17 protein-coding genes are annotated in these 21,214 nt (G+C 73.2%); 4 read left to right on the top strand and 13 right to left on the bottom strand.

Annotation, left to right across the window (positions count from 1 at the left end):
- Positions 1 to 36: 36 nt before the first annotated feature.
- The 5 genes from ACQP03_RS09140 to ACQP03_RS09120 all read right to left on the bottom strand — a co-directional run bounded on the left by ACQP03_RS09140 (position 37) and on the right by ACQP03_RS09120 (position 4,955).
- Positions 37 to 435 carry a VOC family protein gene (locus ACQP03_RS09140; protein ID WP_357122758.1) on the bottom strand — a complete coding sequence of 133 codons (399 nt, stop codon included), beginning with the start codon at positions 433 to 435 and terminating at the stop codon, positions 37 to 39.
- 38 nt (positions 436 to 473) lie between these two features.
- Positions 474 to 1,655: a sensor histidine kinase gene (locus ACQP03_RS09135; protein ID WP_357171251.1), complete on the bottom strand. Its 1,182-nt coding sequence runs from the start codon at positions 1,653 to 1,655 to the stop codon at positions 474 to 476.
- Entirely contained in the window at positions 1,652 to 2,320 is a 669-nt protein-coding gene (locus tag ACQP03_RS09130) for a response regulator transcription factor (RefSeq protein ID WP_355053305.1), read from the bottom strand. Before ACQP03_RS09130 ends, ACQP03_RS09135 begins: the two co-directional genes overlap by 4 nt.
- 77 nt (positions 2,321 to 2,397) lie before the next feature.
- Positions 2,398 to 3,681, bottom strand: coding sequence for a PQQ-binding-like beta-propeller repeat protein (locus ACQP03_RS09125; RefSeq protein WP_433460797.1), 1,284 nt, complete (start codon positions 3,679 to 3,681; stop codon positions 2,398 to 2,400).
- Positions 3,678 to 4,955 carry a PQQ-binding-like beta-propeller repeat protein gene (locus ACQP03_RS09120; RefSeq protein ID WP_433460796.1) on the bottom strand — a complete coding sequence of 426 codons (1,278 nt, stop codon included), beginning with the start codon at positions 4,953 to 4,955 and terminating at the stop codon, positions 3,678 to 3,680. Before ACQP03_RS09120 ends, ACQP03_RS09125 begins: the two co-directional genes overlap by 4 nt.
- Before the next feature lie 146 nt (positions 4,956 to 5,101).
- Here ACQP03_RS09120 and ACQP03_RS09115 point away from each other — a divergent pair, with 146 nt between their 5' ends.
- Positions 5,102 to 6,928 (top strand): hypothetical protein, encoded by a 1,827-nt coding sequence (locus ACQP03_RS09115; protein ID WP_396832525.1) that lies wholly within the window; start codon positions 5,102 to 5,104, stop codon positions 6,926 to 6,928.
- Here the strand turns inward: ACQP03_RS09115 and ACQP03_RS09110 are convergent, their stop codons facing one another.
- Entirely contained in the window at positions 6,929 to 8,719 is a 1,791-nt protein-coding gene (locus ACQP03_RS09110) for a hypothetical protein (protein WP_433460795.1), read from the bottom strand. It abuts the gene before it with no gap.
- Complete coding sequence (locus ACQP03_RS09105) at positions 8,719 to 10,554, bottom strand: hypothetical protein (RefSeq protein WP_433461142.1); 1,836 nt, start codon at positions 10,552 to 10,554, stop codon at positions 8,719 to 8,721. The genes ACQP03_RS09110 and ACQP03_RS09105 overlap by 1 nt, the downstream gene beginning before the upstream one ends.
- Positions 10,555 to 10,974: 420 nt before the next feature.
- Here ACQP03_RS09105 and ACQP03_RS09100 point away from each other — a divergent pair, with 420 nt between their 5' ends.
- Positions 10,975 to 12,144, top strand: a complete 1,170-nt coding sequence (locus ACQP03_RS09100) for a hypothetical protein (RefSeq protein WP_357123369.1) — start codon at positions 10,975 to 10,977, stop codon at positions 12,142 to 12,144.
- Positions 12,145 to 12,388: 244 nt separating this feature from the next.
- Here the strand turns inward: ACQP03_RS09100 and dxs are convergent, their stop codons facing one another.
- The 3 genes from dxs to ACQP03_RS09085 form a co-directional block, all read right to left on the bottom strand.
- Positions 12,389 to 14,338, bottom strand: a complete 1,950-nt coding sequence (dxs, locus tag ACQP03_RS09095) for a 1-deoxy-D-xylulose-5-phosphate synthase (protein WP_433460794.1) — start codon at positions 14,336 to 14,338, stop codon at positions 12,389 to 12,391.
- 81 nt (positions 14,339 to 14,419) lie between these two features.
- Entirely contained in the window at positions 14,420 to 15,610 is a 1,191-nt protein-coding gene (locus tag ACQP03_RS09090; protein ID WP_433461141.1) for a class I SAM-dependent RNA methyltransferase, read from the bottom strand.
- Between the two features lie 124 nt (positions 15,611 to 15,734).
- The gene (locus ACQP03_RS09085; RefSeq protein ID WP_357122739.1) at positions 15,735 to 17,804 is read right to left on the bottom strand and encodes an APC family permease; all 2,070 of its coding nucleotides are present in this window, start codon (positions 17,802 to 17,804) and stop codon (positions 15,735 to 15,737) included.
- Positions 17,805 to 17,967: 163 nt separating this feature from the next.
- Between ACQP03_RS09085 and ACQP03_RS09080 the strand changes: the two genes are divergently transcribed.
- Together ACQP03_RS09080 and ACQP03_RS09075 are read left to right on the top strand one after the other, a co-directional pair.
- On the top strand, positions 17,968 to 18,633 hold the full coding sequence (locus ACQP03_RS09080; RefSeq protein WP_357122736.1) for a potassium channel family protein: 666 nt from the start codon (positions 17,968 to 17,970) through the stop codon (positions 18,631 to 18,633).
- Between the two features lie 3 nt (positions 18,634 to 18,636).
- A complete protein-coding gene (locus ACQP03_RS09075; protein WP_355053285.1) occupies positions 18,637 to 19,326 on the top strand; it encodes a potassium channel family protein in 690 nt (229 codons plus the stop codon).
- 29 nt (positions 19,327 to 19,355) lie between these two features.
- Here the strand turns inward: ACQP03_RS09075 and ACQP03_RS09070 are convergent, their stop codons facing one another.
- The 3 genes from ACQP03_RS09070 to ACQP03_RS09060 form a co-directional block, all read right to left on the bottom strand.
- Complete coding sequence (locus ACQP03_RS09070; RefSeq protein ID WP_357122733.1) at positions 19,356 to 20,039, bottom strand: DUF3159 domain-containing protein; 684 nt, start codon at positions 20,037 to 20,039, stop codon at positions 19,356 to 19,358.
- Positions 20,040 to 20,064: 25 nt separating this feature from the next.
- Positions 20,065 to 20,445, bottom strand: coding sequence for an OB-fold nucleic acid binding domain-containing protein (locus ACQP03_RS09065; RefSeq protein WP_357122730.1), 381 nt, complete (start codon positions 20,443 to 20,445; stop codon positions 20,065 to 20,067).
- A gap of 116 nt (positions 20,446 to 20,561) precedes the next feature.
- Positions 20,562 to 21,212, bottom strand: a complete 651-nt coding sequence (locus ACQP03_RS09060) for a DUF3710 domain-containing protein (RefSeq protein ID WP_357122727.1) — start codon at positions 21,210 to 21,212, stop codon at positions 20,562 to 20,564.
- Positions 21,213 to 21,214: the final 2 nt, after the last annotated feature.

Genomic DNA, 21,214 nt, shown 5'->3' with positions numbered 1-21,214 from the left:
GCGGCGTCCCGCCGTACGGCACCAGGCCGACGGCGTCTAGCCCGCCGGCCCCGCCGGGGTTGCCGCCCGCTCGGCGGCGCTGCGCAGCACGCAGAACTCATTGCCCTCCGGGTCGGCGAGCACCACCCAGCCGGCGCCGTCCGGCCTGGTCTGATCGTCGACGAGGGTCGCGCCGATGCCGAGCAGTCGCTCAACCTCCTCGGCCCGGGTCCGGTCGGCGGGTTGCAGGTCCAGGTGCAGCCGGTTCTTCACCGCCTTGCCCTCGGGCACGGCGATGAACAGCACCTCCGGGCCGCCCGGCGGCAGCAGCATCGCCTCCGGGTCGCCGGGAAGGTCGTCCGGCTGCATCGGGCAGTCGAAGACCTTCGACCAGAAGCCGGCCAGGGCGTACGTGTCGGCACAGTCGATGCTGATGTTGTGGATCGTCGAACTCACAGTGGTCCTCCACGAGGGTGATGTCGCGCAATCGTCGCTCAGCCGCTGATGGCCACCGGGCCCGGTACCGCCGGGGCGTCCACCGCCGGCAGGGTGACGGTCACCTCCAGGCCGCCACCGGGCTGGGCGACCACCCGGACCGTTCCGCCGTGCGCCTGACAGACCGCGCGGACGATGGACAGCCCCAGGCCGGAGCCGCGCGCGCCGGTACGTTCCCGGCCGCCGCGCCGGAACGGCTCGAACAGCCCCGGCACGTCGGCCTGGTCCACCTCGAAACCGGTGTTGCCCACCACCAGCCACGAGCGGTCGCCGTCGGTGCCCGTCCGTACCCACAGCCGGCCGTGCAGGTGGTTGTAGCGGACGGCGTTCTCGATCAGGTTGCCGGCCAACCGGTCCAGCAGCCCCGGGTCGCCGACCACCGGGGCGGACTCCAGTGACGTCTGCACCCGCAGGCCGATCCGGTCGACCTCGCGGCGCATCGCGGACAGCGCGTTGGCGGTGCCCGTGGCCAGGTCGCACTCGCTGCGCCGGCCCAGCCGACCCCCGGCCTGGGCCTCGCTGCGGGCCAGCACCAGCAGCGCGTCCACCAGGCTGTTCGCGCGCTCCGAGGCGTCCCGCACCACGGTCGCCATCCGGCGGTACTCGGCGGCGTCCGCGTCGTCGTCGCTGAGCGTCACGTCGATCTCGGTCCGCATGACGGCGAGCGGGGTACGCAGCTCGTGCGAGGCGTTCGCCACGAATCGCTTCTGCGCCTCGAACGCGGACGCGATCCGGTCCAGCATCGCGTCGAACGTCTTCGCCAGCTCGGCCACCTCGTCGTCCGCGCCCGAGTAGCCGATGCGCTGGTCCAGGGTCGCCTCACCGAGCCGCTGGGCGGTCGCGGTGACCTGGTGCAGGGGTCGCAGCGCCCGGCCGGCCACCGCGTACGCGCCAGCGACCCCCACCACGCTGATCGCCAACAGCGCGACCAGGCCCTTGGCCAGCAACTCCCCGGAGGCGGAGTCGACGAGTTGACGCTGCCACTGGGCGGCGTCCAACTCGCCGCCGTCGGCAAGCAGCACGGTCGTGCCGGGCAGCAGTTCATCGGTGGGCCGCAGCGCGTCGCGCACCAGCAGCCAGGCCAGCAGCACCAGGATCGCGCCCGCGCCGACCAGCAGTACGCCGTTGAGCAGCGTCAACCGCAGCCGCAGGGTGGGCCGCAGCCGTGCCGGCCGGCTCACGGCAGCACCTCGGCGGTGCGGTAGCCCGCCCCCACCACCGTCTCGATCAACGGCGGATCGCCGAGCTTCTTGCGCAAGGTCATGACGGTCACCCGGACGATGGTGGTGAACGGGTCGGTGTTGGCGTCCCAGACCCGCTCCAGCAGCTCCTCGCTGGACACCACCGCGCCGCGGGCCTTGAGCAGCTCGCTGAGCACGCCGAACTCCTTGTTCGTCAGGTCCACCGGCACACCGGCGCGGGTGGCGACCCGGCGGGCCGGGTCGAGCACCAGGTCGGCCAGTTCGAGCACCGGCGGCGCGGCCGGGGTGGCCCGCCGACCCAGCGCCTGCACGCGGGCGACCAGCTCGTCGAACGCGAACGGCTTGGGCAGGTAGTCGTCCGCGCCGAGTTGCAGCCCCTCCACCCGGTCGGCCACCGTGCCGCTCGCCGTCAGCATGAGCACCCGGGTCAGCGCCCCGGAGGCGGCGAGGTCGGCGCAGATCTGGTCGCCGTGCACGCCGGGCAGGTCGCGGTCGAGGACCACCACGTCGTAGCGGGTGACGAACGCCGCCTCGTGGCCGGCGTCACCGTCGTACGCCACGTCGACCGCCATGCCCCGCTTGCGTAACCCGCGCGCGATCGCGTCGGCGAGGTTGCGTTCGTCCTCGACCACCAGTACCCGCATCCCGGCCTCCTCGCTGCTGACCACCGACAACCTAGTGCCGGCGGGCAAGCAATCCTCCCTCGTGGGGCCGCCGGTGGTCAGCTTGGCAACCGCCACAACCCGAAGTCGCCGTCCCGCCGCCGGCAGAGCAGTTGACCGGTGAGGGTCTGACACTCCCCGCCCGCCCCCGGCAGCACGTCCAACGTGCGCACGGTGCCGGCACGGACGTCCAGCCGGGCGACGAGCAGCCCGCCGCCGGGGTGTCGGCGTACACCGATCAGAGGACCGTCGGAGGCGTACTGCGCCACCTCCCACCGTCCCAGCTCCGCGAGCACCCGGCCGGTCGGCGCGTCGAGCACGACGAGATTCTCGACGCCCGGCGGGGAGCTACCCACCGAACTGGCGAGCAGCCGACCGGCGGACGGCCAGACCCATCCCCAGCGGTCGTCGCTCCAGCGCGGCGCACCGGTCGCGGCGTCGATCGTCCGTACGCCGCCGGAGCGGGTCTGCACGCAGATGACGACACCGCAGTCGCTCGCGAACATCGCCTCGCCGGACGGGACGCTCCAGCGCTGCCGCAGGTCGTCAAGGCCGTACGCGGTGATCATGGCGGTACGGCCACCGATGGTGACGAGCAGGTCGCCCAGCGGCTGCACGGACACGGCGCCCGAACCGCCGGGCGGGCGGACGTCGGCACGGGCCAGGACGACGCCGGTGGCCGCCTCGCGGATCTCGGTCGGCCCGTCGGGGTGGCGCAGCACCAGACGGTCCACCCCGTACCCACCCTCGTGGAACGACAGGTCGACGCCGGGATCGACGGACATCTGCCAGCGCACCGTGCCGCAGCACGGATCGACGGCGCGCAGCGCGCCACCGTCCTCGCCCGCCGACCACAGCAGCAGGCCGCCGCCGGAGAGCCCGGTGGCGTTGCCGGGCTGCTGCCACCGGTACGCCCCGGTCTGGCGGTCCAACGCGATGGTGAGCGTCCCCTGCCCGTCCGCGCCGACCTCGTGGCCGGTGACCAGCAGCGTCTCGCCCTGCTGCGCGACCCCCCAGTACCGGCCCTCGGTCGGTAGGGACGCCCGCCAGGCCAGCTCGCCGCCGGGCAGGCGGGTGGCCCGGACCTGCCGCTGTCCCGGCTCGGACAGCGGTTCCACGAGGACGAGCAGATCGTCAGTGACCAGCGCGTCGGCGCCCGGCCCGGCCGGCAGCGTCACCACCTCACGCGGGGCGGTCGGCGTCGACGCGGCGAGGCCGACGAGCACCAGCAGCGCGACGAGCGCGGTGCGGGTCCGACGCCCCCTCCTCCACGGTGGGCGGGGCAGCGGATCGGGGTCCGACCCGTCCCGCAGCTCCCCGAGGTCGATCACCGCATCGCTCACCGGGACAACCTCCAGAGTGCCGTCGAGCCGTCGAGCCGTCGGCAGAGCAGGACGGGCCGCGCCGACTGACACCCGCCCGCCACCTCCGGCAGGACGTCCAGAATCCGCGTCCGGCCGGCGGTGAGGTCCAGCTCGGCCACGACGAGCCGACCGTCGGACGTCGGGCGTACGCCGAGCAGCGCGTCCTCCCTGCGTACCTGGTTCACGAGCTGCCACCGGCCCAACTCGGCGCGTTCCCGTCCGGTCCGCGCGTCGCGCACCGCGTACTGCTGCTCGGACGTGGCCACCAGCAGCCTGTCCCGCCGGACGTCCACCAGCATGTCCGGCCCCGGGTCCGACCAGCGGACCGCGCCGGTGGCGGGCTCGATGGTCTGGATGCCGCCGGTCTGCTGGACCGCGCACAGCAGATCCGCGCACGGTACCGCCCAGGCCACCAGCGGCACCGGCGATGTCCAGGCCCGTTCCATCGCGGGCAGCCGGAAGGCGACCAGCTCGGTGCTGCCGGGTGGTACGAGCAGCACCAGGTCGTCCACGACCTGCACCCGCTGGAACGCCGAGCGATCACCGGGCAACGTGTCGACGCTGTGTCGCAGGTCCCCGGTGTGGGCGTCGTACACCTGCACCTCACCGGTCGGCTGGACGAACACGATCTGGTCGACCTGCCCGCCCCGCCGGTGGAATTCGGTGCCACCGAACGGAACCGGCACCGACCACAGGAGCCGGCCGGTGTCGGGCGTCACCCGACTCACCGTGCCCAGCGCGTCGCCCGTGTCGTTGGCGAGGAGCATGCCCCCGTCGGTCGCCCGCTGGGCGATCCCCGGGTGACGCCAGCGCCGCTGGCCGGTCTGCGCGTCGTAGGCGGTGGTCTCCAACACACCGCTGGCGACGCTGACACCCACCGCCAGCAGCATTCCGCGTTGGATCCACACGGTCACGTAGTCACCGCTGCGCTCCAGCGCCGCGCGCCACCGACGCCGTACGCCGTCTCCGCCCGCCGGCCCGGCCTGGTCGTAGACGCTCAGGTACCGGTCCCCGGTGGGCGTGGACGCGTCGACCACCACGACGCCATCCTCGGTGAGGTACGCCGAGGCGCCCGGCGTGGTCGGCACCGACGTGACGGCACGGTGCCGGACCGGTGTCGCGCCAGCGAGGGTGACCAGGGCAAGCAGCAGCACGGCCACGGTACGCAGGGGGCGGCCGGCGGCGCGCGGCGGGCGGACCGGCGGCAGCGACGGAGGCTCGTCCCGGATCTCGCCCAGCTCGATGATCGACAAGGACCGTCCCTCCATCGCCGGCGCAACCGACCGGGTGCGGCCCGGCAAACCGGCCGTGGGCGTACCGGCCCGGCAAAAGCGACGCATCCTCGCCTGTACGATGGCGCGTCGTGGCTGTGCCGGTGGTAGACCCCTCGCTGAATTCCGTGACCGACCCCACGTCGGCCGAGGTCGAGCCGACACGGCGGCCTCGACGTCGCCCGGCCCGAGCCGACCTGTTGGCCCTCGGAGCCTATGTGGTGCTGGGCGTCTTCGTCTGCCTCAACTACTGGGGGGACGTGACCGGTCGGGTCTCGTCGCACCTGCCCACCGACCACAGTTGGTTCGAGTGGCTGTTCGCGCACGGCGCGTACTCGCTGCGGCACCTGGAGAACCCGCTGTTCACGGCCCGGCAGAACGCCCCGGACGGGGTGAACATGATGGCCAACACCTCGCTGCTCGGGGTGACGCTGCCGCTGGCCCCGCTCACCATGCTGCTCGGCCCGCAGGTGATGTACGCCCTCTACCTGGGCGGGGCCCTGGCCGCCACCGCCGGCACCGCGTACTGGATGCTCTCGCGGCACCTGGTGCGCTCGCGGGCGGCGGCCTTCGTGGGCGGGGCCTTCCTCGGTTTCGCGCCGGGCATCATCCACCACGCCAACGGCCAACCCAACTTCGTCTCCAACTTCCTGCTCCCGTTGATCGTGGTGCGGGTGCTGCGCCTCGGCGAGCCGGGCCGGTGGCGGCGCAACGGGCTGGCGCTCGGCGCGCTGGTGGCGTACCAGATCTTCATCAACGAGGAGATGCTGCTCCTCACCGCGCTGGCCTGCCTCGTCGTCGTGCTGGCGTACGCGGTACAGCGGCCCCGGGCCACCCGCGCCATGGCCGGCACCTTCCTGGCCGGGATGGGGGTGGCCGGTGGGCTGGCCCTGACGCTCACGGCGTACCCGATCTGGTTCCAGTTCGACGGCCCCCAGTCCTACCGGGGCCTGCAGGGTGGCGTCTTCCACAACTGGGGCGAGGATCTGGTCGCCTTCGTCTCCTTCGCCCGGGACACCTGGGCGGGTGACCCGGCGATCGAGAAGACGATCGGGCTGACCGAGCAGAACACCTGGTTCGGCTGGCCGCTGGTACTGCTCTCGCTGGTGGCCCTGGCGCTGCTGGTACGCCGCTCGCTCGCCGCCCGGGTCGTCGCGGTGCTCGTCGTGGTGTTCACCGTGGCCTCGATCGGGCCGTGGGTGCGCTTCGACGGGGTGGAGACCGACATCCCCGGCCCGTGGTCGTACGTGTCGGACGATCTGCCGCTGGTCGAGATGATGATGCCGACCCGGCTGGCGCTGGTGGTCGCCGCCGCGGTGGGCGTACTGCTGGCGCTGTTCTGCGACGCGGCGGCCCGGCAGGCCCGCGCGGGCCTCGCGCCGGCCCCGCGCGCCGGGGAGCCGGCCGCCGCGCCGGTCGCGCCGCGCCGACGGTGGCTGCGACCCCTGGGGTATGCGGCGGTCGCCGTCGCCCTGCTGCCGCTGTTCCCCCGGCCGCTGCCCGCGCAGCAGATCGACCCGCCGCCGCACTTCATCACCGCGGGCGGCTGGCGACCGTACGTGCCGGCGGGCCGGACCCTCGTGCCGGTGCCGATCCCGAGCAACGTGCACGGTCTGCCGACGCTGCGCTGGAGTGCCCTGACCGAGCAGGAGTTCCCCATTCCGGGCGGCTACTTCATCGGCCCGAACGAGTTGGGTGAAGGTGTCTTCGGCGCGCCGAACCGACCGACCAGCAGCCTCATCTACTCCACCATGGACGCGGGAGTCCTGCCCCCGCTCACCGACGAGAACCGGCGGCAGGCCGTCGAGGACCTGCGGTTCTGGCGGGCGTCGGTGGTGGTGCTCGGCGCCCACCCGCGCGAGGCGGTGCTGCGCGAGCTGGTCACCGCGCTGCTCGGGCCGCCGCAGCGGGTCGACGACGTCTGGGTCTGGGACGTCCGCGCCCTGGTGGGCTGATCAACCGACGAGGGGCCGCACGTCCCACATCCACCCGCCGTCGACCGGGCGGCCCGCGCCGATCAGGTCGTCGACCGTCCGCCGGACGGCGTCGCCGTTGGGCAGCCGGCCGAGTACCACGACCGCCGCTCGCCAGTGCCGCAGATCCTCGACGGCCTGGCGGCGGTCGGCCGCGCTCAGCACCGGTGTCAGGCCGGTCTCGGCGCCCCGGCGCAGCAGCAGGGCGGTGGGCCGGTCCGGGGCGCCCCAGCGGGCCGCCGGGTCGTCCGGCCCGCTCGGCCCGATGAAGTACCCGCCGGGGGCGTCGAACGACAGCCCGGCGCGCGCCGACCAGAGCATGACCGGGCTCAGCGCGGCGCCGGTGACCGGAGGCAGGCCCACCACGGTCCGTCCGGGCGGCACCAGCGTCCGCCATCGGCCCTCGGCGACGAAGGCCGGCACCGGCGGGACCGGAACAACCCGGATCGGTGTCGGCGTCAGCGGCAGCAACGCGGCGGCCACCGCCGACGCCCACACCAGCCGTACCGGCAGGCCCGGCACGGCCGTCCGGCGGGCCCCGGCGACGCGGTCCACGAAGAGCGCCACCAGGACGCCGAGCACCGGCACGCAGACCAGCGCGAACCGGGCCGGCACCGCCAGGTCGAGCAGCGGCAGCCCGGCGACGAGCCGGTACGGGCCCGGGATCCCGGTGGCGCTGCCGTCCACCCGCAGGTCGGTGCCGAGCGACAGCAGGGCGAAGACCACACCGCAGCCGGCCAGGGCGCGGACCAGCGGTCGTCGCCACAGCCAGACCACGACCACGACGGCGAGGACCAGCAGCCCGGGTCCGAAGAACGAGTTCTCCTCCGTCGGGTTCGGTGAGAGCAGACCCGGCAGCCAGTCGTCCCCGAGCACCGTCTGCCGGGCCGAGGCGGTGAACGACGCCGCGTCGAGCTGGAAGCCGTGCGCGGCGAAGGCCATCCCGGTGTAGTGCTGCGGGCCGTGGAACTGGAACCACAGCGGGTACGCCAGCAGCACCGCGCCGACCACCGCCGCCACCGCGAGCCGGCCGAGGAGGGCCGGCGCGAGACGACGGGCCGCGGCTCGATCGGCCAGGGCGTAGCCCAGCGCGAACACCCCGGCGGCGAGCGCCAGGAAGACCAGCACCTCCTCGCCGATGAAGACCTGCCAGACGAGCAGCAGCCCGAGGCCGACACCGGGCCGCCACACCGCCGACCGGCCGGTGCCCGCCCGGAACACCAGGGCGAGGATCGCCGGCAGCAGGAACTGGGCGGCCACGTGCAGGTGCGCGCCGGCCTGGGCGACCATGCCGGGGGCGAATCCACAGACCAGCCCGCCGAGCGCCGCCGCGGAACGGGCGGAGACGAGCCGACGGCGCAGCAGCGCGTACCAGGCCGTGGCGGTGCCGGCGAGGCAGCCGACCACCGCCACACAAAACGCCACCTGCGAGCCGAACAGCAGCGTGACCGGGGCCAGCGGCACGCCCAGGCCGAGCACCGACGTGTTCGCCATCAGGTTGATGCCGTACGGCGCGTTCAGGGCGGCGCTGAAGAGCGGGTTCTCCCCCGCGACCACGGCGTGCGCCGCGTGGGCCAGCATCCACTCGAAGAGCACCTGGTCACCGGCCTGGTGGAAGAGCCGCTGAGGATGGCCCCACTGCCGGCTGGTCAGCACCGCGGCCAGCGTCAGGTAGCCCGCGACCACCAGCGCGTCCGGCAGCCACGCCGCTCGTGGCGGGCGCGCGGTCGGGGAATCGGCCGGCGTCGTCGACGGCGCCGTTCCCGTGGTCATCAGACCGAGCGGTCGGTCAGCGTCCGGACATCCCACACCCAGACGTCCAACTCCTGGCGGCCGGGGCCGACCAGCTCTTCGACGGTACGCCGCAACGGCTCGGCGTTCTGCTGACGGACCGGGAGTACGAGGATCGCCGCCCGCCAGTGCCGCAGCTCGTCCGTGAAGCGCCGGCGCTGCCGGTCGTCCAGTTTGGAGGTACGACCGGTGGTCGCCACCTCCTCCAGCAGTTGGCCCACTCCGCTGGGTCGTCCGCCGAACCGGCCAGGGTCACCGGTGTTGCCGTTGCGGGGGGCGAGGAAGTAGCCACCCGGGATCTTGAAGTCGAGGTTGGTGGCCGCCGCCCAGCGCATGCCGTGCGTGTTGCCCATGCTGGGCACCGGGATCGGCACGAGCGTCTGGTCCGGACCGACGTACGCCCGCCACCGGTCGGCGGTGATGAACTCCGGCACCGGGGGCCGGGAGACCATCCGCAGCGGCATCGGAGCGATCGGCAGCAGCGCAAACGCCAGGCCGGCGGCGGTGAGCGTCCGGACGGTACGTCGGTCGGCCGGCCGCAGCGCCCAGGCCCGCTCGACGGCGATCGCGAGCAGCAGACCGATGACCACCGTGGTGATCAGACCGAACCGGGTGGGCACCACCGCGTCCAGCAGGGGCAGGTGCACCAGCAGCTCCCACGGCCCGGTGACCAGGTCCCGGTCCCACCAGGAGATCTGCTCACCGAGCGAGAGCAGGGCGAAGAACGCGCCGGTCACGGCGAGCGCCCGGACGAGCATCTCCCGACGCAGCCAGACCACGACGCCGACGGCGAGCATCGACAGGCTCCAGCCGAAGAAGGCGTTCTCCTCCGAGTAGTTGGGCGCCAGATTGACGTTGGCCCGCTGGTTGCCGCCGAGAGTGGCCGAGCCGGGCGCGAAGAAGGCGGCGATGTCGTTGCCGTAGTCCTGCACCGCGTCGCTGAGCCCGTGGTACGCCATCGGCCCGACGAACTGCACGTACAGGGGGTACGCCAGCAGGGCCCCGGCCAGCAGCGCGCAGGCGGCGAGACCGGCGGCCAGCGGTCGCCACGCCGCCCGCCAACGGTCCGGCTCCTGGACCACCACAGCGATCAGGAAGATCCCGCAGGCCAGCGCCGTGAAGAGCAGGATCTCCTCGTTGATGAACGCCTGCGCGGTGACGAGCAGAGCCAGCAGGGCGCCGTCGCGGACCGGCCGGCGCGAACGGGTCAACACCAGGACCCGCCAGACGATGAACGGCAGCAGGAACTGGCTGATGATGTTCGGGTGCCAACTCGCGTGCGAGAGCATCGCCGGGGAGAAGCCGCAGAACCAGCCACCGACGGCCGCCGCGAGCGGCGTACGCACGAGGTGGCGGCGGAGCACGAGATACCAGGCCATGGCGGTGCCGGCGAGGCCGAGCGTCACCAGCACCACGAAGGACACCGCCGGACCGAACAGCAGGGTCACCGGCACCATCGGGATGCCCAGCGCCAGCACCGCCGTGTTGGCCATCAGGTTGACGCCGTCGGGGTAGTTGAACTGCTCGGTGTAGAACGGGTACTCACCGTGCAGCACCACCCGTACCGAGTGGGCGAGGAAGAACTGCACCTGAGCCGGGTCACCGGTGTAGAGCGACGCCACCCGGCCGGCCGGGTCCAGCCAGAGCCGGCTGGTCACCCAGAGGGCGGCGAGCAGGAACAGCGCCCCGACCGCCAGGTGTTGCCGCCGTCGGGTCCAGCGGGCCCAACGGCTCCGCCTCGGCCCGGACGCCGGGACCGTCCCGTCCGGCGCGGTGGTCGCCGCCCCGGTCTCGTCCCGGTCGACCTCGTGCGGCACGACCTGGTCCAGCGCGACCTCGTGCGGCACGGCCTGGGCCGGCGCGGCCTGGGCCAGCGCGGCCTGGTCCACCGCGACCTCGTGCGGCACGGCCTGGGCCGGCGCGGTTGTTTCGGGCGCGGTCGAGGTCACCGGGGCCGGGGCGGTGTCGACCCGGTCGGTCAGGGCGGCGGAGTCGCCGGGCGCCCCGACGGACCTGGCCCGGGAAGCGAGGGCGCGGGACTCGGCAGGCGTCACAGTCGGCGGAGTCTACCCGAGTGGCGAAAAGGGCACTAAAGCCCCGGTGATGTCCATTGTGGCGGACGAGGAACCGGCCAGCGGCGGCGTCGCATCGGACATCTCGTACTATGGCGCTTTCCGACAGCGACGGCGAGGCGATCGGGGGCGGATCAGGTGACTCCGGGCCGCCGGCACGGCAGGATGCTCGCCGCCCTGCTGACGGCGTTGTTGGTCAGCACCGCGTGCGGTCCCGTCGCGGACCGCGCGCCTCGCGACCTGCGGGTGGGGTACGACAGCCTCGACGGCACGCTGGCCGTGTGGCCGCCCCGGGGCGATCTGTCCGGCGACGCCGCAGCGACGACGGCGGTCACCGAGGCGGTACGCGACTGGCGGTCACCGGACGACGACCGGGCGCACCTGCCATCGTCCGGCATCCTCTTCTCCGGACGCGTCGACGGGACCCCGGTTGCCCTGGTCGCGGCCGACGTGCCGGGCGAGAGCGCGTCCTGGCTGCTGCAACTCACCGGTGACGGCGGCCGGTACGCGATCAGCCGCGCCACCGAGTACACCGACCCCGGCTACCTGGTCTACTCCGACGTGCTGCCGGTCCAGACGGCCGGCGGTCGGCGCTACCTGGTCTCGGCCCGGGTGCAGCAGTTGCTCGGGCCGCAGGGTCGGGCGTTGGCCGTCACCGACGGCCTCAGCGCCCCGGTCGACGTGCCAGCCTGCACCGCTGTCGGCGTGACGGCGACCCTGCGCGCCACCGAGTCACTGCCCCGGGGGCGGGCCGCCGACCGGCTGCTCGACCTGGGCACCGGCACGACCGACCCGCGTTATCCGCTGGTACGGGACGAGTCCGGCGCCGGCCGCCGCGCGCTCACCGGCCTGGACACCTGTGTGCTGGCCGGCGAGCGGGGCCCCTTCGGCAGCATTCCGCGCCGGATCGGCGACCGGGACGCGCCGAAGTCCGTACCGACGTCCTGGCCGATGGCGAAGCTCTCGGTCCGGTCGCTCGGCGAGGTGGCGCTCGGCGGCGGCGAGCCGGCCGAGTTGCAGCAGCTCAGCTGGGACACCGACGCCGGCACGATGACCGCCGTCGTCTACCGGCCGGCGGACGGGAGCGCCCCGGTGGTGTCGCCGGCCGACCGGGCCACCCCGTTGCAGACGTACCAGCTTCCGATCCCCAACCAGCCGCTGCTGGTGCTCAGCTGGCGGGCCACCCGGGACAGCTCGCTCTCCGTGCCGCCGGGCACCCCGCTGCTGGTGGAACGCCCCGGCCTGGTGGTCGTGCCGGAGCCGTCCCACACCCAGACCTACAGCCTCGCCAACACCGACAAAACCCACTACCGCTCAGTAAGCCCTCACCGCTAACCCCCACCCCGCCCGCCCCACCCCGCCCGGCCCACCCCGGCCCGCCCCGGCGATCTTGCACTTTCTGCTGCGACATAAGGCGCAAAAGGGTGCGCTTCGACAACCGAAAGTGCAAGATCGGCGCGCGGCGAGAGGGCGGGAGGGTGGCGGGAGGGCGGGAGGTCGCGCGGGGACGCGGCCGGGGTGGCGCGGACGCACGACGGCGGGCAGCCCCTGGGGGCGCCCGCCGTCGGTGGAGCCGGGGCTAGTTCTGGGCGGCCGTGTTGCTGGTGGGGGTCAGGTGGTCCGGGGTGGCGTCCAGGCGGGAGATCCAGCCGGTGACGTCACGGGCCACGTCCTGCGCGGTCAGGCCGAGGTCGGCGAGGATCTGCGCGCGGGTGCCGTGCGGGTGCCAGTCGGCCGGTACGCCCAGGTCCTTGAGCGGCACCCGGACGTCGGCGTCGCGCATCGCCTGGCCGATAGCGTCGCCGACACCGCCGACGCGGACGCCGTCCTCGACGGTGACCACCAGGCGGTGGCGGGCGGCCATGTCGACCAGCTCGGCCGGGGCCGGACGCACCCAGCGGGGGTCGACCACGGTGACGCCGTAGCCGTGCTCGGCGACCCGGGCGGCGACCTCCATGCCCATCTGGCCGAAGGAACCGACGGCGACGAGAAGCACGTCGGTACGCGCCGACTCGGCCAGCACGTCGACGGTGCCGACCCGGCGCAGCGCCGGAAGGTCCGCGGCGACCGCGCCGGTCGGGAAGCGCAGGACCGTCGGGCCGTCGTCGGTGGCGACCGCCTCGCGCAGCTCCTCGCGGAGGGTGACGGCGTCACGGGGAGCGGCGATCCGCAGACCGGGCACCACCCCGAAGACCGACATGTCCCAGATGCCGTAGTGGCTGGGGCCGTCCGGGCCGGTGATGCCCGCCCGGTCCAGCACGAAGGTCACCGGCAGCTTGTGCATCGCCACGTCCAGCAGGACCTGGTCGAAGGCACGGTTGAGGAACGTGGCGTAGACGGCGACCACCGGGTGCAGGCCACCGAGCGCCAGGCCGGCCGCCGAGGTGGCGGCGTGCTGCTCGGCGATGCCCACGTCGTACACCCGCTCGGGGTACTTGCGGGCCAGCTTGGCGATGCCGGTCGGCTCGGCCATGGCGGCGGTGATGCCCACCACGTCGGGCCGATCGTCGGCGATGGCCAGCAGCTCGTCGGCGAAGACGTGGGTCCACTTCACCGAGGGTGCGGCCAGCAGCGTGCCGGTCTCCACGTCGAAGGCGCTGCTCGGGCCGTGCAGGCAGTCCGCCTCGTCCTCCTCGGCCGGACGGTAGCCGTACCCCTTGCGGGTCACGGCGTGCACGATCACCGGGCCGCCGAAGTTCTTCGCCGCGCGCAGGGCCGACTCGACGGCCGCCACGTCGTGCCCGTCCACCGGGCCGACGTACTTGATGCCCAGGTCCTCGAACATGGCCTGCGGGGCGACCGCGTCCTTGATGCCCTTCTTGACCGCGTGCAGCACCTCGTACATCGGCTTGCCGACCAACGGGGTGGAGCCGAGGGCGTCCTTGACCGTGTCGAGGACCTTCTCGTAGCCCGGGTTGAGTCGCAGCGAGGAGAGGTGGTCGGCCAGCCCGCCGATGGTGGGCGAGTAGGACCGGCCGTTGTCGTTGACCACGATGACCAGCGAGTTGCCGGCGGTGGCGATGTTGTTCAGCGCCTCCCAGCACATGCCGCCGGTGAGCGCGCCGTCGCCGACCACGGCCACGACGCTGCGCTGCTCACCGCGCAGGGCGTACGCCTTGGCCAGCCCGTCGGCGTAGGAGAGCGCGGTGGAGGCGTGCGAGTTCTCGATGAGGTCGTGCTCGCTCTCGGCCTGGCTGGGGTAGCCGGAGAGGCCACCGCGCTGGCGGAGCTTGTCGAAGCCGGCCTGCCGCCCGGTGAGGATCTTGTGCACGTACGCCTGGTGGCCCGTGTCGAACAGGAGCCGGTCCCGGGGGGAGTCGAAGACGCGGTGCATGGCCAGCGTCAGCTCGACCACGCCGAGGTTGGGCCCGACGTGCCCGCCGGTGCGGGAGACCTTGGCGATCAGGAAGTCCCGGATCTCGGCGGCGAGCACATCCAGCTCCTCGCCGGACATCCGCTTGACGTCCTGCGGACCTCGGACCGTCTCCAGCAGCCGACCGTGGTTGGCCGTGTCCTCTTCAACGCTCATGACCGGAGAGTCTATCGGCCGCCCGGTACTCCGCAGCCTGGCCCGAGCCGCTTGCCGCGGAGCAGCCCGCTGAGCACCTGGTCAGGCTGGCGGCAGCAGCAGTCCGACGCACTCGACGTGCTGGGTCATCGGGAACAGGTCGAAGCCGCGCAGCGCCGTCAGCCGCCAGCCCATCTCGGCGAAGGTGCGGACGTCCCGGGCGAAGGCGGCCGGATCACACGCCACGTACGCGACCGCCCGTGGACCGGCGGCGGCCAGGGCGCGCACCACCGGGGCGCCGGCGCCGGAGCGCGGCGGGTCGAGCACCACCACGTCGACCGGGCCGGTGATCCGTCGGCGGGCCAGCGCGGTCTCCACCCGCGCCGACACGACCTCGACGCGGGGCAGGTCGGCCAGGTTCTCCCGGGCGGCGGCGACACCCTGCGCGGAGGCCTCCACCAACGTCACCCGACCGGACGCGCCGACGCGGGCGGCCAGCCCGGCGGCGAACAGCCCGGCGCCCCCGTAGAGGTCCCAGGCGACCTCGCCCGGTCGGGGGTCCAGAAGCTCCAGCACGGCCGTGTTCAGCGTGTCGGCCGCCGCCGGGTGCACCTGCCAGAACGCGGACGCGGGCAGCGCCCAGTCCCGCCCGGCGGCCACCTCACGGACCTCAGTGGGCCCGCTCACCGGGGTGACGACCCCGTCGCGGACCTCGGCGACGCTCACGTCCCCGCCGCCGCTGACGACGGTCTCCACCGCCTCCGCTGCCGGCCAGCGCGCACCGGCCGGACTGAGCACCGCAAGCTGCTGGATGGCCGGGTGGGCGATGCGGCAACGGTCGATCGGCACGACCTCGTGCGAGCGGTGTTTGAGCAGGCCCGCCCGGTCGGCGGCGTCAACCGCGTAGCGGACCCGGGTACGCCAGCCGAGCGGTCCGCCCGGGAGCGCCTCCACCTGCACGCCGAGCCGATCCAGCTCGACGTCGGTGAGCCCGCCGAGACGGGCCAACTGCTCCCGCACCACGGCGGTCTTCCAGGCCAACTGCGCGGCCGGGGCGACGTGTTGCAGGTCGCACCCGCCGCAGGCGCCCGGCTTCGCGTACGGGCAGGGCGGCTGCACCCGGTCCGGCGAGGGGTCCAGCACGGTCACGGCGTCGGCCCGGACGAACCCCCGGTGCACCTCGGTGACCTCGGCGATCACCCGTTCCCCGGGCAGCGCGTGGCGGACGAACACCACCTGCCCCTCCACCCGGGCGACACAGTGCCCGCCGGGGGCCACCGCGTCGACGGTCAGTTCGACCCGCTCCGCCTCGCCGAGGCCCCGCTCGGCCGTCGAAACCGAGGCCGATGCCGATGCCGATGCCGAGGCCGGGGCCGGGGCCGTGGCCGCAGCCGCAGCCGCACCCGCGGTCGTACGCTCAGTCACGGCTCTCTCCCAGCGTCTCGCCGCCCGCCGGGGTGGCCTCGCCGGGCGGCGGCGCGGCCACCGCCGCCGGCACGGTGCCCCGGGGTCCACGCGCCGGCGTGTTGGAGAGCGTGGCGTCGAGCCGGTCCAGGTTCTTGCTGGCGGTCGAGGCGAGCTGCCACGGCACGCTGACCACCATGACCCCCGGTTCGAAGAGCAGCCGGCCCTTGAGGCGCAGCGCGCTCTGGTTGTGCAGCAGGTTCTCCCACCAGCGCCCCACCACGTACTCGGGGATGAAGACGGTGACCACGTCGCGCGGCGACGTACGGCGGGTGGAGGCGACGAAGTCCAGGATCGGTCGGGTGATCTCCCGGTACGGCGAGTCGACGACGGTGAGCGGGATCGCCATCTCCCGCCGTTCCCAGTCGGCCTGCAGGTCGCGGGTGTCCTTCTCGTCCACGTTGACGGTCACCGCGGTCAACGTGTCCGGGCGGGTGGCCCGGGCGTACGCGATGGCCCGCAACGTCGGCTGGTGCAGCTTGCTGACCAGCACGATCGCGTGGTTGCGGGCGGGCAGCACGCCCCGGCTCTCGTCCGGCGGGGTCAGTTCGGCGGCGACCCGGTCGTAGTGCCGGCGGATGGCCAGCATCAGCGCGTAGATCACCGCCATCGCGGCGATCGCGATCCACGCGCCGAGCAGGAACTTGGTGATCAGGACGATCACCAGCACCGTGCCGGTCAGGCCCATGCCGAACGTGTTGATGGCCCGGGAGCGGTGCATCCGCTTGCGGGCCTCCGGGTCCCGCTCGGTGCGCAGCCGCCGGTTCCAGTGCCGGATCATGCCGGCCTGGGAGACGGTGAACGAGACGAACACCCCGACGATGTAGAGCTGGATGAGCCGGGTCACCTCGGCCTGGAAGCCGACGATCAGGACGATCGCGAAGAGGGCGAGGAACGTGATGCCGTTGGAGAAGGCCAGCCGGTCGCCCCGGGTGTGGAACTGGCGGGGCAGGTAGCGGTCCTGGGCGAGGATCGAGCCGAGCACCGGAAAGCCGTTGAACGCGGTGTTCGCGGCCAGGAAGAGGATGAGCGCGGTCATCCCGGCCACCACGTAGAGCAGGATCGAGCCGGCGCCGAAGACCGTCTCGCCGAGCTGGGTGGTGACCGTCTTCTGCACGTACCCCTCGGGGCCCGAGACGATCTGCAGGGCGGGGTCCTCGACGAACTGCAGGTGGGTCAGCCGGGCCAGCCAGATGATCCCGACGAGCAGGCTCACCGCGATCGCGCCCAGCAGCAGCAGTGTGGTGGCGGCGTTGCGGCTCTTCGGCGCCTTGAACGCGGGGACGCCGTTGGAGATCGCCTCGACGCCGGTGAGCGCGGCCGCGCCCGAGCTGAACGTCCGCAGCAGCAGGAAGATCAGCGCGAAGCCGGTCACGCTGTGCTCGGCCTGGATGACCAGGTCGGCGCTGGGCGCGCGGAGGTCGTCGCCCAGGACGAAGACGCGGAACAGCCCGGTGAGCAGCATTCCGCCCATCACGATCACGAAGCCGTAGGTGGGGATGGCGAAGGCGGTACCCGACTCGCGCAGCCCGCGCAGGTTGACGGCGGTCAGCAGGATCACCGCGAGGACCGCGATCATGACCTTGTGGGTGGCCACGAACGGGACCACCGAGCCGAGGTTGGCCACCCCCGAGGAGACGGACACGGCCACCGTGAGCACGTAGTCGACCAGCAGGGCGCTGGCCACGCCGATGCCGAACTTGGGGCCGAGGTTGACCGTGGCCACCTCGTAGTCGCCGCCGCCGGAGGGGTAGGCGTGCACGTTCTGCCGGTAGCTGGCCACCACCGTGAGCATCACCACGACGACCGCGAAGGCGATCCACGGGGAGAACACGAACGCCGACGCCCCGGCGATCGACAGGGTCAGCAGGATCTCGTCAGGCGCGTACGCGACGCTGGACAGCGCGTCGGAGGCGAACACGGGCAGCGCGATGCGCTTCGGCAGGAGGGTGTGCTGCAGGCGGTCGGACCGGAACGGTCGACCGAGGAGCAGCCGCTTCAGCAGCGAGGTGGGACTGGCCACGAACGCCAAGAGTACGACCACCACGGTGCGAACGCGGGGGTGGGCGATCATCGCCGTGCACGGCGGCGGGGTACGGTCGGTCCCCGCTCTCGACCGGGACGTGGCAGGCTCGCACTCGAAGGCCACCGGTAGCGGGAACGGTACGCACCTTGGGAGGGACAGCGTGCACGTCGTGATCATGGGATGTGGGCGGGTCGGGTCGACCCTCGCCCACAGCCTGGAGTCCCGGGGACACTCGGTGGCGGTGATCGATCAGGACGCCGACGCCTTCCGCCGGCTCGGCCCCGACTTCGCCGGCATCACGGTGACCGGGGCGGGCTTCGACGGCGAGGTGCTGCGCCAGGCCGGCATCGAGCGGGCGGACGCCTTCGCGGCGGTCTCCAGCGGCGACAACTCCAACATCATCTCGGCCCGCCTGGCCCGCGAGACCTTCGGCGTGTCCCGGGTCGCGGCCCGGATCTACGACCAGCGCCGGGCGCAGGTGTACGAGCGCCTCGGCATCCCCACCGTGGCGACGGTGCGCTGGACGGCCGACCGGATGCTGCGGCACCTGGTGCCCGAGGGCAACGTGGAGATCTTCCGCGACCCGACCAGCACCGTGTCGATCGTCGAGGTCCCGGTGCACCGGGAGTGGATCGGTCACCCGGTGCACGTGCTGGAGCAGTCCTCGGGTGCGCGGGTCGCCTACCTGATCCGCTTCGGCATCGGAACGCTGCCCACCGCGTCCACCCTCGTGCAGGAGGGTGACCAGGTGTTCATGCTGGTCAGCGACGACATCGTGGCCGCGGTCACGGCGGTGGCGGCGACGCCGCCGGAAGGAGGGCACTGAGCCATGCGGATCGCCATCGCCGGCGCCGGCAACGTGGGCCGTTCGATCGCCCAGGAGCTGATCGAGAACGGCCACCAGGTGATGCTGATCGAGCGTCAACCGAAGATGCTCCGACCGGACCGGGTGCCCGCCGCCGAGTGGGTGCTCGCCGACGCGTGCGAGGTGGCCAGCCTGGAGGAGGCGAACGTCGCCGGCTGTGACGTGGTGGTCGCCGCCACCGGCGACGACAAGACCAACCTGGTGCTGTCGCTGCTGGCCAAGACCGAGTTCGCGGTGCCCCGCGTGGTCGCCCGGGTCAACCGGGCGGAGAACGAGTGGCTCTTCACCGAGCAGTGGGGCGTCGACGTCGCGGTGAGCAAGCCCCGGGTGATGGCCGCCCTGGTCGAGGAGGCGGTCACCGTCGGCGACCTGGTCCGGCTCATGACGTTCCGGCAGGGCGAGGCCAACCTGGTCGAGATCACCCTGCCGCCGACCGCCCCGTACGTCGGTCAGCCCCTGCACGCGGTGCCGCTGCCCCGCGACTCCGCCCTGGTGGCGATCCTGCGCGGCAAGCGTGTCCTGGTGCCCAGCCCGGACGACCCCATCGAGGCCGGCGACGAGTTGATCTTCGTTTGTACGGCCGAGGTGGAGGACGACGTGCGCGCGGTCATCCTCGGCCCGGACAGCGTCGAGCGGACCCGCGGCTCACGCTGAGCCGGCCCCGGCCCCGGCGCCGGCCCTGCTCAGGCGCCGGGCAGCGGGGTGGGCTGCGGCTCCCGGGTGACCCGGCGCACCGTCCAGACGGTGATGAGCAGCAACAGCGCGTACGGCGGATAGCCCAGCGCCAACCGGGCCACGCCCAGCGCGGTGTCCTGGTGGGCCAGGTAGAGCCCGGCCTGCACGCCCACCTTGGCGAGCCACACCACGCCCCAGAGCACGGTCAGCCGGGTGAAGATGCGCACCAACTTCGGGTCGGTCCGCCACTCGGAACGGCCCTTGGCGACCAGCACCGACCAGATCCAACCGACGAGGGGCTGTCGGACGGCCGCCGAGATCAGCAGGGCGATGCCGTAGCCGATGCCGTACAGGATGCCGGGCAGGTAGAAGTCGCGCTCATCGCCGGTACGCCACGCGATGGCGGCGCCGATGCCGACGCCGAACAGACCGTTGACCGCATGTCGGATCGGCCGGCGCTGAGCCAGCCGCAACCCGGCGATCAGCAGCGCGACGGCCACCGAGGCGATCACGGCGGGCCGCAGGTCACCGATGATGTTGGCGACCACGAAGACGACCACCGGGATGCTCGACTCGACCAGCCCACGCCAGCCGCCGAGCTGGTCGGCCATCTGCTCGGCGATCGTCGGCAGCGCCTCGTCGTCCTCGGCAGGAGTCTCCGGCTGTGCCGCCCGGTCCTGTCCCGTCGTCATGACCGGCCTTCCGTCCCCGGCGCCGTCACTTCGGCGAGTCCAGCTCGTAGTACGGGTTGTAGATGACCTTGCGGTCGTCGCGCATCGCCACCCGGCCACGAGCGGTCAGGTGCCGCCCCGGCTCGATCCCGGAAATGTGCCGCCGGCCCAGCCAGACCAGGGTGACGACGTCGCTGCCGTCGTACAGGTCGGCCTCCAGTGTGGGCAGGTTGGTGCGCGGCGTGTAGACCACGGTGCGCAGCCGACCGGCGACCGAGACCAGTTGGCCCCGGGAGCACTGCTGGGCCAGGACGCCACCGCACTCGGCGCTCTCCTGCCGCAGCTCCTGCGCGTCGATCTCGGCCTCGCTGGCGGTGAACCGTTGCAGGATGCGCCGCAGCGACACCTTGCTCTCGTCGGTCGTCATGACCTCCGCGTCACCCTCTCCACGCTCGCCGGGACCAGCCCGGCTCCGGCGACGCCGGAACCGTCCCGCCAGCGTACGCCGACGGGGTCGGTTCCGGCGGGCCGGGACGCGGTCGTTCAGACCTGGCGGGGCTCGCTGGACGCGTCCTCGGCCTGGTCGGCCATCTCGCGGGGCAGTCGCAGCGGCAACGGCTCACGGACCGGCTTCGCCTCCTGGCCACGGTCGACCACCAGGCCTTCCAGGCACTCGGCGAGCGGGCCCGAGCTGGCCGAATCGGTGGCCGCCGGCCCCTGGAAGACGCCACGGACCATCCAGCGCGGCCCGTCGACGCCGACGAACCGCAGGTTGGTCGGGCCGTCCGGGGTCCGTACCTGGGCGTGCAACTCCGTGCCGTACTCGCCGTCGACCTCCTGCGCGGAGGCGCCGTCCCGCAGCAGCGACTGCCGGATCTCCTCGCGCACCTCGTCCCAGATCCCCTCGGACCGGGGGGCCGCGAAGACGCCGAGCTGCAACGCGTTGTCCCCGTGCACCAGCACGACCTGCTGGATCACGCCCTGCGGGTCGGCCTGCACCCGCACCTCCACCTCGGCGACCGCCGGAATGTGCAGGCTGCCCAGGTCGAGCCGCTGCACCTCGTCGTCAACCTCGGAGATGTCGTACGGCCCGCGCACCAGCGCCGCCGCCGCGCCGCCCTCGTCGAGGACCTCGGTGCCCCGCTCGTCGCGGGTGTGCCGCCCGGCGTCGGCCCGCTTTCGGGAGAAGATCACTG

The sequence above is a fragment of the Micromonospora sp. CA-248212 genome, from assembly GCF_050948405.1.
Classification (GTDB): Bacteria; Actinomycetota; Actinomycetes; order Mycobacteriales; family Micromonosporaceae; genus Micromonospora.
Note: the sequence above shows the minus strand (reverse complement) of the source record. Positions and strands in the feature narration are given on the sequence as shown.